We start from the raw sequence: 11853 nt of genomic DNA, 5'->3' as shown, positions 1-11853 counted from the left end.
TGTACGTGTTCATCGACGACCATGTGGCGCCTTGTCGCCGGATCGGGCGACCCCCGAAACTCACGGACGCCGAACTGCTGTGCCTGGCCGTCGCCCAGGTCCTGCTCGGCTTCCCCTCGGCCCGGCACTGGATCCGCTTCGCGCATGCCCGGCTGGGACACCTGTTCCGCTACCTGCCCCAGCAGTCCGCCTACAACAAGCGCCTCAACGCCGCAGGTCCGCTGATCAGCCAGGTGATCGAGGCACTGGCCCGGCAGGTGCCGACCTGGAACGACGACCTGCGGCTGATCGACTCCACCCCGCTGCCCTGCGCGGCCTCCCGCGAGACCGTCAAACGCTCCGAACTGGCCGGGCACTGCGGATACGGCTACTGCCGCAGCCACTCCCGCTTCTTCTGGGGCTTCCGGCTCTACCTGGTCACCACCGCCGAGGGCATGCCCGTCACCTGGTGTCTGGCCAACCCGAAGATCGGCGAGCGGGAGGTGATGGCCGCCCTGCTCGAACACGACCACCACCTCGTCCGCCAAGGGCAGGTGATCCTCGCCGACAAGGGCTTTGCCGGGAAGGAGTTCGAGACCTTCGTCAGCGAGCGCCTCGGCGCCCACCTCGTGCGGCCGGACCGCAAGGACGAACCGGTCCGGCACGGGAAGATCGCCCGGGTCCGACAGTGGATCGAGGCCGTCATCGACACCCTCAAAGGCCAGCTCAGCCTCGAACACCACGGCGGCAGAACCCCGGCCGGTGTCTTCGCCCGCACCGGACAACGACTCCTCGCCCTGGCCGCCGGCATCTGGCACAACTGGACCACCGGCGCCGCAGTCAAACGCTCACTGATCGCCTACGACCACTGAAAACATCGGACTCATTCATCTAGACCGTCCTGACCTTCCCGGTCTTCCCGGTCTTCCCGGTCTTCCCGGTCTTCCCGATCCATCCGCTCCAGGAGCCGTAACACCGTCATGACCGTACGCAAGAACCAGGCCACGCTGACCGCCGACGAGAAGCGGCGTTTCGTCGCCGCGCTGCTCGAACTCAAGCGCTCGGGCCGCTATGACGCCTTCGTCACCACGCACAACGCCTTCATCATGGGCGACACGGACACGGGCGACCGCGTCGGGCACCGGTCGCCGTCGTTCCTGCCGTGGCACCGGCGCTTCCTCCTGGAGTTCGAGCAGGCACTGCAGTCGGTCGACGCCACCGTCGCGCTGCCGTACTGGGACTGGACGGCCGACCGCACCTCCCGTTCCTCTCTCTGGGCGCCCGACTTCCTCGGCGGCACCGGCCGCGCGCGGGACGGGCAGGTGCTCGACGGCGCGTTCGCCCGCTCGGGGAACCGCTGGACGATCAACGTCCGGGTGGACGGCCGCGACTACCTGCGCCGTGACCTGGGCGCGGGTGGACGCCAGTTGCCGACGCGCGCGGAGGTGGACTCGGTCCTCGCCATGGAGACGTACGACACGGCCCCGTGGAACAGCGCGTCGGAGGGCTTCCGCAACCACCTGGAGGGGTGGCGCGGCGTGAACCTCCACAACCGCGTCCACGTCTGGGTCGGCGGCCAGATGGCCACCGGAGTGTCCCCGAACGACCCGGTGTTCTGGATGCACCACGCTTTCGTCGACAAGCTGTGGGTCGAGTGGCAGGCCCGTCACCCCAAGTCGCCGTACCTCCCGGCCGCGGGCACGCCGAACGTCGTCGACCTGCACGACACGATGCGCCCGTGGAACGACGTGACGCCGGCGGACATGCTGGACCACAGGGCGCACTACACGTTCGACACGGCCGCGTGACCTGACCGGGAGGCCGGCAGGGGCGTCAGGGGCGTCAGGGCCGGCAGCGGAACCCGGGCCCGCTCGCGCCCCGCGGGCGTCGACCTCACAGCCCGGCGCGAAGGGATCGAAGCCGTGCTCGATCAGCTGGCCCGCTGCCGGCAGACTGCGCAGCGACGATGTCGCCACCACGCCCGCCGAGCCGCGTCACGGCCCACGGACTCCTCCGCCCCACACGCCCTGCACGGGCCCACACGCCCCACACACACCACACGCCCCGTCCGGTCACCCCTGAGCCGACAGGATCTCTCGCACGCCCGGCGCCCATGCCCGGCGTCCATGCCCGACGCCCATGCCCGGCGCGCCTCAACACGTACTCGGTCCTACGCTGTTCCCTGTGAACGAGATGCCGCGGGACCACCGCCCCGCCAGGTCGACCAGGGTCCTCCTCGCCGAGGACCAGGGGATGATGCGGGGCGCGCTCGCGCTGCTGCTCGGGATGGAGCCGGACATCGAGGTCGTCGCGCAGGTGGGGCGGGGCGACGAGATCGTGGCCGCCGCGCTGACGGCGCGGCCGGACGTGGCGCTCCTGGACATCGAACTGCCGGGCCGTTCGGGCCTGGAGGCGGCGGCCGATCTGCGGGACGAGGTGCCGGACTGCCGGGTCCTGATCCTGACGACCTTCGGCAGACCCGGCTACCTGCGCCGCGCGATGGAGGCGGGTGCGGCGGGTTTCCTGGTGAAGGACGGCCCGGTCGAGGAGCTGGCCGAGGCCATCCGCAAGGCGCTGCGCGGCGAGACGGTCATCGACCCGGCCCTCGCGGCGGCGGCCCTGAGCGCGGGCCCGAACCCGCTGACGGCCCGCGAACGGGACGCCCTCGGCGCCTCGGTGGACGGCGCGACCGTCGCCGACATCGCGGAGAAGCTCCACCTCTCCGAGTCCACGGTCCGCAACTACCTGTCGTCGGCCATCGGCAAGACGGGCACCCGCAACCGCATGGAAGCGGTGCGGGAGGCCCGTCAGCAGGGCTGGCTGTAGCCGCATAGCCGCGGCTAGCCGCGGCGCTCGTCCCGGGGCCGGTGGCTACTTCTGCTCCGGCCTGGGCAGCCACACCGCCATCACCACCGCCGTCGCCACGAGCACGACCGTCGCCACGCGGAAGGCCGCCGCGTAGCCCGAGGTCAGGGCCTCCGGGTCGGTGCCGCCGGCGGTGACCGAGGCGGCCACGGTGGAGAGGGTGGCGAGGCCGAGGGCACCGCCCATGGTGCGGGAGGTGTTGATGAGACCGGAGGCGAGACCGGCCTCGGAGGCGGGCACCCGGGTGGTGGCGAGGACGGCGAGCGGCGTGGAGCCGAGGCCGACGCCGAACATCATCAGGACGCCGGGCAGCAGGATCGAGGTGAGGTACGAGCCGTCGGCGGTCATCGTGGACTGCCAGGCGAAGCCGCCCGCCCCGACCAGGGTGCCGAGGACGGCGACCCGGCGGGCGCCGAGCCGGGGCAACAGGCGGGGGGCGAGCTTGGAACCGGCGATGACGCTGGCGGAGCTCGGAACGAGGGCGAGCCCGGCCATCAGCGGCTCGTAGCCGAGGACGTTCTGCGCGTAGAGCGTCATGAAGAACCACATGCCGAACGAGGTGGAACCGCACAGCAGCATCGTCACGTTGGCGGCCGACACCGCGCGCGTACGGAAGATCCGCAGCGGCATCAGCGGTTCGGCGGCCACCCGCGCCTCGACGGCGACGAAGACCGCGAGCAGGAGGAGCCCGGCGACCAACGGCACCAAGGTCGCCGCGGAGGTCCAGCCGGTCCGCTCCGTCTGCACGATGCCGTACGCGAGGGTCGCCAGGCCCGCCGTGACGAGCACCGCGCCGGGCAGGTCGGGCCGGCGACCGCCGCCGGCCCGGCTCTCGCTCAGCCACCAGTAGGCGCCGGCGAGGACGAGGGCGCCGACGGGCACGTTGATGAGCAGCACCCAGCGCCAGGAGAGCAGGTCGACGAGGGCGCCGCCGACGAACCCGCCGGCGGCACCGCCCGCCGCGCCGACCGCGGTCCAGGTGCCGACGGCCCGGCTGCGGGCGGGCCCGGCGGGCACGGCCGCCGTGATGAGGGTGAGGGTGGACGGCGACAGGACGGCCGCGCCGAGCCCCTGCACGGCGCGGGCGGCGAGCAGCTGCCAGCCCTCCTGGGCGAGCCCGCCCGCGACGGAGGCGAGGGTGAAGAGGGACAGTCCGACGACGAACATCCGCTTGCGCCCGAAGAGGTCCGCCGCCCGCCCGCCGAGCAGCATGAACCCGGCGAACGCGATCGCGTACACGTTCACGACCCACTGCAGCCCCGGCGCCGTCAGCCCGAGCGCCTCCCGCATCGACGGCAGCGCCACGTTGACCACGGACACGTCAAGCACGACGAGGAACTGCGCCGCACTGGCGACGAGCACGACGAGCCAGGGACGGCGGGGCGACGGCGCGGAGACGGCGGAGCTGGGTATGGCGGACTCGGTACGCGACATGCCCGTCATGGTCGCAGACACCCCATGCCCCGTACATCGGGATATGGCCCTACGGCTCCGGGCGGACGGCCGGACTCCGGGCCGGCGGCCGGACTCCGGGCGGACGGACTTCGAGTCGGCGGTCGGACTCCGGCGGACCACCGCGCTCCGGGCGGCCGGACCCCGAGACGGCGGTCGGACTCCGAGACGGCGGTCGGACCCCGAGACGGCGGTCGGACCCCGAGACGGCGGTCGGACTCCGAGCCCGGCGGCCGGACCCCGGCGGACCACCGCGCTCCGGGCGGCCGGGCTCCGCTCGGTGCCGTTCACCTCCGCAGCAGGGTCACCACCGCCGCGCCGCCCAGGCCGATGTTGTGGGCGAGGCCCACGCGGGCGTTCGGGACCTGGCGGGGGCCCGCTTCGCCGCGGAGTTGCCAGACGAGTTCGGCGGTCTGGGCGAGGCCTGTGGCGCCCAGGGGGTGGCCCTTGGAGATGAGGCCGCCGGAGGGGTTGACCACCCAGCGGCCGCCGTAGGTCGTGGCGCCGGACTCGACGAGTTTGCCGGACGCGCCCTCCTCGCACATGCCCAGCGCCTCGTACGTGAGGAGTTCGTTGATCGAGAAGCAGTCGTGCAGTTCGACGACGTCGACGTCCTCGATGCCGAGCCCGGAGGCCTCGTACGCCTGGCGGGCCGCCGCCCGCGACATCGGCCGGCCGACGACGTCGATGCAGGAGCCCGAGGCGAAGGACTCCTCGGTGTCGGTGGTCATGGCCTGCGCCGCGATCTCCACCGCCCGGTCGCGCAGCCCGTGTTCGTCGGCGAAGCGCTCGGAGACGACGACCGCCGCGGCCGCGCCGTCCGAGGTGGGCGAGCACTGGAGCTTGGTCAGCGGGTGGTGGATGGTCCGGGCGGCGAGGATCTCGTCGACCGAGTGGACGTCCTGGAACTGGGCGTTGGGGTTGCGGGAGGAGTGCAGGTGGTTCTTGGCGGCGACGGCTGCGAGCTGGACCTCCGTGGTGCCGTAGCGGTCCATGTGCTCGCGCGCCGCGTTGCCGAAGATCTGGGCGGTGGGCGGCGCCATCTCGAAGCCGTGTCCGGCCGCCATGATCCCGTAGTGCCGGGCGACCGGTGAGCTCGCGAAGTCCCCGCCGTCCGAGCCGCCGCCCAGCGCCCCGCGCGTCATCTTCTCGAAGCCGAGCGCGAGCACGCAGTCGGCGGCGCCGCCCGCCACGAACTGCCGGGCCATCATCAGGGCCGTCGACGCCGTCGCGCAGTTGTTGTTGACGTTGTAGACGGGCACGCCGGTGAGCCCGAGTTCGTACACGGCGCGCTGTCCGGCCGTCGACGCCTGGAAGCAGTAGCCGACGGGCACCTGCTGGACGAGGCCGTACGGGATCCCGGCGTCGGCCAGGGCGGCGGTGCCGGCCTCCTTCGCCATGTCCCAGTACTGCCAGTCCCGGGTCTCCGGCTTCTCGAACTTCGTCATGCCGACGCCCACGATGTACGTCTTCCCCATGGGAGGGGCCCCCTCGTCTCTCGGGTCGGTTTGCCCGTCAGTCCCTCGGCAGGCCCAACAGGCGTTCTGCCACGACGTTCAGCTGTACTTGCGTGGTGCCGCCCGCGATGGTCAGGCACCGTGACATCAGCAGTCCGTGCACTGCCCGCTCCCCCGGGCCCTCCGCCACGGCGCCCGCCGGGCCCAGGAGTTCCAGGCCGAGCTCCGCGACCTTCTGCTGGTGGAGGGTCTGGACGAGCTTGCGGACGCTGGCGCCCGGGCCCGGTTCGAGGCCGGACACCTGGAGGAGCGTGGTGCGCAGGCCGATGCAGGCGAGGGCGTGCGCCTCGGCGACGAGACCGCCGGCCCTGGCGCGGAGCGCGTCGTCGAGGGGCCTGCCGGGCGCGCACGCGGCGACGAGGGCTTCGAGGCCGGTGTCGAAGGCGACCTGGTCGGCCATGTGGACGCGTTCGTTGCCGAGGGTGTTGCGGGCCACCCGCCAGCCGTCGTTCACCTCGCCGACGACCGCGTCGGCGGGCAGCACGGCATCCTCGAACCACACCTCGTTGAACAGCGATTCGCCGGTGATCTCCTTCAGCGGGCGGATGTCGACGCCCGGCGTGTTCCTCATGTCGACGAGGAAGTAGGTGAGGCCGCGGTGCCGGGGCGCGTCGGGGTCGGTGCGGGCGAGGAGGATGCCGTAGTCGGCCCACTGGGCCGAACTCGTCCACACCTTCTGCCCGTTGATCCGCCAGCTGCCGTCGTCCAGGCGTTCGGCGCGGGTGCGGAGGGAGGCCAGGTCGGAGCCGGCCTCGGGTTCGGAGAAGAGCTGGCACCACTGCTGTTCGCCGCGCAGGGTGGGTCCGAGGTGGTGGTCGCGCTGGGCGGGCGTGCCGTACGCGATGAGCGAGGGCACGACCCAGGTGGCGACGGACAGCGGGCTGAGCCGGATGCCGAGGGCCTCCGCCTCGCGCTGGACGGCGAGTTGGCGCACCGGGCCGGCGCCGAGCCCGTACGGCTCCGGCAGGTGCGGGGCGGCGTAGCCGGTACCGGCGAGGGCTTTGCGCGCGGCGTGCGGGTCGAGCCCGACGGCGGGCGCGAGGGCTTCGCGGGCGGCGGCGCGGAACTCCTCCGCCTCCGCCGGGAGTTCGAGGCGGAGTACGCGCCGGGTCCCGGCGGCGGCGAGGCGGGCGGCGGCGAGGCGGTGGCCGTCGCCGGTACCGAGGAGCTGGCGGGAGACGAGGGCGCGGCGCAGGAGGAGGTGGGCGTCGTGTTCCCAGGTGAAGCCGATGCCGCCGAGGATCTGGATGCAGTCCTTGGCGGTGGTGTACGCGGCGTCGAGCGCGGTGGCGGCGGCGAGGGCGGCGGTCAGGGACCGCACGTCGCGGCCAGGGACGGGGCGGGCGTCTCCGTCGCGGCTCTCGCCGTCGCCGCAGGTCTCGCGGGCGGCGCGGGCGGCGTCCCAGGTGAGGGCGCGGGCCTGTTCGAGCCGGACGAGCATGTCGGCGCAGAGGTGTTTGACGCCTTGGAACCGCCCGATGGGTCGCCCGAACTGGACGCGGGTACGGGCGTGTTCGGCCGCGGTGTCGAGGGCGCGGGCGGCGGTGCCGCAGGCGTCGGCGGCGAGGAGGACGGCGGCGAGGTCGCGCACGAGACCGGAGCCGAGGGCGAGGACGCGTCCGCCGGGGACGAGGACGCCGTCGGCGCGGACCTCGGCGGTGGGCCGGACGGGGTCGGCGGAGGCGTGGAGGCGTACGGAGAGGGTGTCGGCGTCGACGGCGAGCCATACGGTCCCGTGGACGGCGCGCGCGGGCAGGACGATCAGGTCGGCGCAGGCCGCGCCGAGGACGGGCGGGGCGAGGCCGTCGAGGACGAGCCCGTCGGCGGTGCGGGAGGGCGCGGCGGTGAGGGTGCCGGGGTCGAGGGCGACGGCGGCGATGCGTTCGCCGCCGGCGACGGCCGCGGCCTGCGTGCCGTGTCCGGCGCGGTGGAGCAGTTCGGCGGCGAGGACGCTCGGGAGGTGGGGCCCGGGCAGCAGGGCCCGCCCGGCTTCCTCCAGGACGACGGCGAGGTCGACCAGATCGCCGCCTCCGCCCCCGTGCTCCTCGGGCAGATGCACCCCGAGCAGCCCCTGCCCGACGGCACCGTCCCAGTACGCGGGCCGGTCGGTGGCGCGGCCGGGCAGGTCGAGGTGCCCGCGCACTTCCTCGGGCGGTACGGCGCGGGTCAGCCAGCCGCGGACGGATCGGGCGAGCTCCCGCTGTTCGTGCGTGATGGCGATGCCCATGGCACGGCAGACTAGAACACGTTTCAATCTGACGGAAGGTCAGATGCGGGCTCGGTTCCGTCGCCGGAACTCGTACCGCCCCGCAGGGCTCCCTCGTCGTCATCGCCCCGCCGCCCCGCCGGCCCCGCCACCTTGCCGCCTTGCCGCCCCGCCGCCTTGCCTCCACGGCGGGCGCCGTCACACCGGCGCCCGCCGTCCGCCGCCGTGGCCCTGCGGCTCGGACCTCGCCAGCGGTGCCGCCGAAGGTGTCGGAGCCCGCCGTTAGCATCCGTCCATGAGCATGATCGGAGAGTACGTCCGCCTGACCCCCGCCGAACTCGATCGCACGATCGTTGACCCCGACTGGGCGCAGGAGTTCGTCTACGGGTTGATGCGCGCCGAGACGGACGCCGCACCCGAGGTGTCCGAGGCACGCTGGCATGAGACCGACAAGGCCTGGCACGCGCTCGGCTTCCTGCTGGACCGTGTCGGCTTCCCCGTCGACGTCGTGCACGGCGAGGAAGAGATCCCGGGGGCAGGCGACTGGGGTTACGGGCCGCCCCGCCTCCTGCGCCCGGACCGCGTGCGCGTCGCGGCGGAGGCCCTCGCCGCCACCCCGCACGAGACCCTCACCGAAGGTGTCGGTCCGGCGGAACTGGCCGAGGCCGGGATCTATCCGACCGTCGTCTGGGAGCGGGGGGAGTCGCTCGACTACGTGACGGACCACTACCAGGCCCTGGTCCCGTTCTTCCGGGCAGCGGCGGACGCGGGGGACGCCTTGCTCCTCTGGCTCGACTGACCCCCTTCGCCGCTCGGCTCCGCTCCGAGGCGGCGCCGCACGGGCCGTGCCGGTCCGTTCTCCCGGCGCCGGGCGGCGCGCGGGCAGGGAGCTGTCGTGCTCAGGAGCGGCGACGGAGTTCCCGCACGTCCTCGAGGTGCGGCGGCATGACGCCGGGTGAGATCTCACCGGCCGGTGGCGCCGACGACGCACCGCCCGCTCCCGGCCGGCCCCTTGACCGGCACCGTCACCACGTCCGGCGGGCACCCGCGTTGGCGTCGGTCCGTGTCCGAGTCACGACCGCCGGAACCCGAGTATCAGCATCGATGTCAGTGCCGTCTGTCACGCTGCGGAGCAGATCACGACAGGATCGGACAGAGAGGGCGTGCGCGCCATGGGAACCTGGGACGTCGGGCCGTTCGACAACGACACCGCCGCGGATTTCTCGTACCGGGTGGACGAGGTGCCGTCGGAGCAGCGCGCCGGCGTGCTGCTCGCCGCGTTCCGCGAGGTGAGCGGCGTCGGCGACGACTATCTGGACGCCGACCAGGCGGTGGAGGCCGTCGCCGCCGCGGCCCTGGTCGCCGCGCAGTGCCCGGGTGGCGACCCGGTCACCACCTCGTACGCCCCGGAGCAGCCGATACCGCCGCTCCCGGCCGAACTGCGCCCGGCGGCCGTGGAAGCCCTGGACCGGGTCCTGACGGAGCCGTCCGAACTGCTCGAGCTGTGGGAGGAGTCGGACGGCGAGGAGTGGAAGGCCGGCGTCCTGCGTCTGCGCACGGTGTTGGCGACGACGCCCGCCGGAGACTAGGGCCCGGTCCGGGGCGGGATTCCGGTCCGAGGCGGGAATCCGGTCCGGGGCGGGAGTTTCGCGCCACCGGGCCGGGAGTCGGTGCGGCCGGAGCGTCGCCCCGTCCGGCCGGCGTCACGTCCCGGCCAGGTGTCAGGAGCCAGATGTCAGGAGCCGGGACCGGAGCCGGGACCCGGAGCCCGGAGCCTGGAGCCGGGTACGGGTCACGCGCGGGTCGCGAGCCAGGTGGCGACACGCCTCCTCATCTCGCGGTCGTAGGGGGTGACGGCGCCCTCCCAGGTCGCGTACCGCTCCAGGTGCTGCACGACGTGCTCCGAGCGGTGCGGATGGCCCACCGCGAGCACGTCGACGCCCGCCTCGCCCGTCGAGCAGCGGACGTACACGCTGCTGTCGAGCGCCAGCATGTCGAAGCCCGGGTGGCCCGCGCGGACACCGAGGAACGCCGACGCGGCACCCCGGCCCATGATGTCCCAGTCGTCCAGGAGCCGGACCCGCGTCCAGGCCCTCGGCTCCGAGGCGTTGCTCCTGTGGGTACGGATGACCTCCGGAAGGAGGACGAGGAACTCGCGTCGCTCGTCGAGGAGTCCGACCGAGACCGCCAGGTCGTACCAGTCCTCGTTGAGACGCTCGACGAGACGTGGGGTCGCGTACGGGTGGGAGAAGCCGCCGACGACATCGCTGATGTCGTACCCGCCGACCCACGGCATCGTGCCGTCCGGGACGGCGTCCGGGATCACCTCGAGGCCGGCCCGCCGCAACGGCCCGTGCATCTTGCGTTCGCGCTCCTGGATTCCCATCGGGCCTGTTGTATCAGGGCGGGCGCCGGGACCCAGCCGGAGAGCACGGGCCCTCGCCGACGCGCTCAGGCGGTGAGGATCCGGCGGAGCCAGCGGGTGCGGGTCGCGCGGGCGTCTGCCGTGACGGCGGCGTGCCGGGCGAGGCCGTCGAAGCCGTGGCATGCGCCCGGTACGACGTGGAGCTCGGCACGGCCGCCGCACCGCCAGATCCGGTTCGCGTACGCCACGCCCTCGTCCCGGAACATCTCCGCCGAGCCGACCTCCACGTAGGCCGGAGGCAGATCCGACAGGTCCGAGGCGCGTGCCGGTGCGGCGTACGGAGGCAGGTCCGCCGCACCCGGCGCGTACCGCTCCCCCAGATACGCCCGCCAGATCGTCGCGTGCGACGTCAGGTCCCACACGTCCACGCCCGACATCTGCCGCGCGGAGTACGTCGCCATGCTGTCGTCCAGCATCGGCGACAGCAGCAGCTGCCCCAGCGTCGACGGCCCGCCGCGGTCCCGTACGAGCAGCGCCAGGGCCGCGGCGAGTCCGCCGCCCGCGCTCTTGCCGCCGATGACGACGCGGCCCGGGTCGACACCCAGTTCCGCCGCGTGCCCGGTCGCCCAGACCAGTCCCTCGTACGCGTCCTCCACCGCGGCCGGGTACGGCGCCTCCGGCGCCAGCCGGTACTCCACCGAGAGGACGGCCATGCCCAGCGGCTCGGCCCATTCCCGCAGCACCGTCGGCAGCACGGACCACGCGTTGCCCATCACCATCGCCCCGCCGTGCAGGTAATAGAGCAGCGGCAACGGCCCTTCCAGGCCCGCCGGCCGGGCACCGACGAGTGTCACGCCACCGTCCGCCCGCAGCTCCTCCACCACGAAGCGCCCGCCGGCCCGCAGTTCCCCGGCCGTGGGCCGGGGCCGCGAGGCCGCGTCGCGCGCCCGCCGCTCGGCCAGGTTCTCCGGGGTGAGCGGCACCCGCCAGTCCGTCCCCAAGGCCTCGATGGCCGCTGCCACTTCGGGATCGAACGGCGTCGGCCCGTACGTCGGCCCGTTCTGCGGCTCGCTCATCGGACCGCCGCGCCTCACGCCGCCGCCCCTCGCGCCGTCCCTCGCGCCGTCCCTCGACCCGTCCACCAGGCTCGCACCGCGAGAACGAGCGACGCGCCCGTCGCCGCGATTCCCGTTCCGCCGAGGACGGTCAGGGCCACGACGAGGACCACGATCCCGATGAGGACCGCCATGACGATCAGCGCCGTCCCATGCGGTCCTCCGCCGCCGCACTCACGAAGGCGGTGAACGCCGCCGGGGAGGCGGGGAAGACGGGGCCGGCGGGGTTCTTGGAGTCCCGGACGGCGATGGGGGCGGCGTGGTCGGCGAACTCGACGCATGCGCCGCCGTCGGGGCCGCTGGAGGACGACTTACGCCACCGCGATTCCTGGCTGGTGCCCATACCGTTGCCCC

The 11853-nt window shown here is 73.6% G+C and carries 11 protein-coding genes and 1 pseudogene; 5 read left to right on the top strand and 7 right to left on the bottom strand.

The window, feature by feature from the left end; translation table 11 throughout:
• The coding region (locus ESG85_RS17090) for an IS982 family transposase (RefSeq protein WP_128978292.1) at nucleotides 1-851 on the top strand (851 nt) is incomplete at its 5' end.
• 108 nt (nucleotides 852-959) lie between these two features.
• On the top strand, nucleotides 960-1787 hold the full coding sequence (gene melC2 / locus ESG85_RS17085) for a tyrosinase MelC2 (protein ID WP_128980176.1): 828 nt from the start codon (nucleotides 960-962) through the stop codon (nucleotides 1785-1787).
• Between the two features lie 63 nt (nucleotides 1788-1850).
• Here the strand turns inward: melC2 and ESG85_RS35925 are convergent.
• A pseudogene (locus ESG85_RS35925) lies at nucleotides 1851-1943 on the bottom strand (aminoglycoside phosphotransferase family protein); the annotation flags it as partial.
• 229 nt (nucleotides 1944-2172) lie between these two features.
• Between ESG85_RS35925 and ESG85_RS17075 the strand changes: the two are divergent.
• Complete coding sequence (locus ESG85_RS17075) at nucleotides 2173-2805, top strand: response regulator transcription factor (protein WP_128980230.1); 633 nt, start codon at nucleotides 2173-2175, stop codon at nucleotides 2803-2805.
• Nucleotides 2806-2850: 45 nt separating this feature from the next.
• Here ESG85_RS17075 and ESG85_RS17070 read toward each other — a convergent pair whose 3' ends face one another.
• The 3 genes from ESG85_RS17070 to ESG85_RS17060 form a co-directional block, all read right to left on the bottom strand.
• Nucleotides 2851-4287: an MFS transporter gene (locus ESG85_RS17070; protein ID WP_128980174.1), complete on the bottom strand. Its 1437-nt coding sequence runs from the start codon at nucleotides 4285-4287 to the stop codon at nucleotides 2851-2853.
• A 296-nt stretch (nucleotides 4288-4583) separates the two neighbouring features.
• Nucleotides 4584-5774, bottom strand: a complete 1191-nt coding sequence (locus ESG85_RS17065; RefSeq protein WP_128980172.1) for a lipid-transfer protein — start codon at nucleotides 5772-5774, stop codon at nucleotides 4584-4586.
• Nucleotides 5775-5811: 37 nt separating this feature from the next.
• Entirely contained in the window at nucleotides 5812-8040 is a 2229-nt protein-coding gene (locus ESG85_RS17060; protein ID WP_128980170.1) for an acyl-CoA dehydrogenase family protein, read from the bottom strand.
• A 274-nt stretch (nucleotides 8041-8314) separates the two neighbouring features.
• On the opposite strand from ESG85_RS17060, the gene ESG85_RS17055 reads away from it, so the two are divergent.
• Both ESG85_RS17055 and ESG85_RS17050 read left to right on the top strand, forming a co-directional pair.
• Nucleotides 8315-8818 (top strand): YfbM family protein, encoded by a 504-nt coding sequence (locus ESG85_RS17055; RefSeq protein WP_128980168.1) that lies wholly within the window; start codon nucleotides 8315-8317, stop codon nucleotides 8816-8818.
• Between the two features lie 373 nt (nucleotides 8819-9191).
• The gene (locus ESG85_RS17050) at nucleotides 9192-9608 is read left to right on the top strand and encodes a DUF4259 domain-containing protein (RefSeq protein WP_128980166.1); all 417 of its coding nucleotides are present in this window, start codon (nucleotides 9192-9194) and stop codon (nucleotides 9606-9608) included.
• Nucleotides 9609-9811: 203 nt separating this feature from the next.
• Here the strand turns inward: ESG85_RS17050 and ESG85_RS17045 are convergent, their stop codons facing one another.
• The 3 genes from ESG85_RS17045 to ESG85_RS17035 all read right to left on the bottom strand — a co-directional run bounded on the left by ESG85_RS17045 (nucleotide 9812) and on the right by ESG85_RS17035 (nucleotide 11842).
• A complete protein-coding gene (locus ESG85_RS17045; RefSeq protein WP_246095093.1) occupies nucleotides 9812-10405 on the bottom strand; it encodes a hypothetical protein in 594 nt (197 codons plus the stop codon).
• A 65-nt stretch (nucleotides 10406-10470) separates the two neighbouring features.
• Nucleotides 10471-11460 carry an alpha/beta hydrolase gene (locus ESG85_RS17040; protein WP_128980164.1) on the bottom strand — a complete coding sequence of 330 codons (990 nt, stop codon included), beginning with the start codon at nucleotides 11458-11460 and terminating at the stop codon, nucleotides 10471-10473.
• A 178-nt stretch (nucleotides 11461-11638) separates the two neighbouring features.
• The gene (locus ESG85_RS17035) at nucleotides 11639-11842 is read right to left on the bottom strand and encodes a DUF397 domain-containing protein (RefSeq protein WP_128980163.1); all 204 of its coding nucleotides are present in this window, start codon (nucleotides 11840-11842) and stop codon (nucleotides 11639-11641) included.
• Between the last annotated feature and the right edge of the window lie 11 nt (nucleotides 11843-11853).

It is taken from the genome of Streptomyces roseicoloratus (genome assembly GCF_004117935.1).
In the GTDB taxonomy this organism is placed as follows: domain Bacteria; phylum Actinomycetota; class Actinomycetes; order Streptomycetales; family Streptomycetaceae; genus Streptomyces; species Streptomyces roseicoloratus.
Note: the sequence above shows the minus strand (reverse complement) of the source record. Positions and strands in the feature narration are given on the sequence as shown.

Excerpts from the sequence above, each read along its gene's own strand:
- melC2 (WP_128980176.1), top strand. The coding sequence starts at position 960 with ATGACCGTACGCAAGAACCAGGCCACGCTGACCGCCGACGAGAAGCGG.
- ESG85_RS17070 (WP_128980174.1), bottom strand. The coding sequence starts at position 4,287 with ATGACGGGCATGTCGCGTACCGAGTCCGCCATACCCAGCTCCGCCGTC.
- ESG85_RS17060 (WP_128980170.1), bottom strand. The coding sequence starts at position 8,040 with ATGGGCATCGCCATCACGCACGAACAGCGGGAGCTCGCCCGATCCGTC.
- ESG85_RS17040 (WP_128980164.1), bottom strand. The coding sequence starts at position 11,460 with ATGAGCGAGCCGCAGAACGGGCCGACGTACGGGCCGACGCCGTTCGAT.
- ESG85_RS17035 (WP_128980163.1), bottom strand. The coding sequence starts at position 11,842 with ATGGGCACCAGCCAGGAATCGCGGTGGCGTAAGTCGTCCTCCAGCGGC.
- ESG85_RS17075 (WP_128980230.1), top strand. The coding sequence starts at position 2,173 with ATGCCGCGGGACCACCGCCCCGCCAGGTCGACCAGGGTCCTCCTCGCC.
- ESG85_RS17065 (WP_128980172.1), bottom strand. The coding sequence starts at position 5,774 with ATGGGGAAGACGTACATCGTGGGCGTCGGCATGACGAAGTTCGAGAAG.
- ESG85_RS17055 (WP_128980168.1), top strand. The coding sequence starts at position 8,315 with ATGAGCATGATCGGAGAGTACGTCCGCCTGACCCCCGCCGAACTCGAT.
- ESG85_RS17050 (WP_128980166.1), top strand. The coding sequence starts at position 9,192 with ATGGGAACCTGGGACGTCGGGCCGTTCGACAACGACACCGCCGCGGAT.
- ESG85_RS17045 (WP_246095093.1), bottom strand. The coding sequence starts at position 10,405 with ATGGGAATCCAGGAGCGCGAACGCAAGATGCACGGGCCGTTGCGGCGG.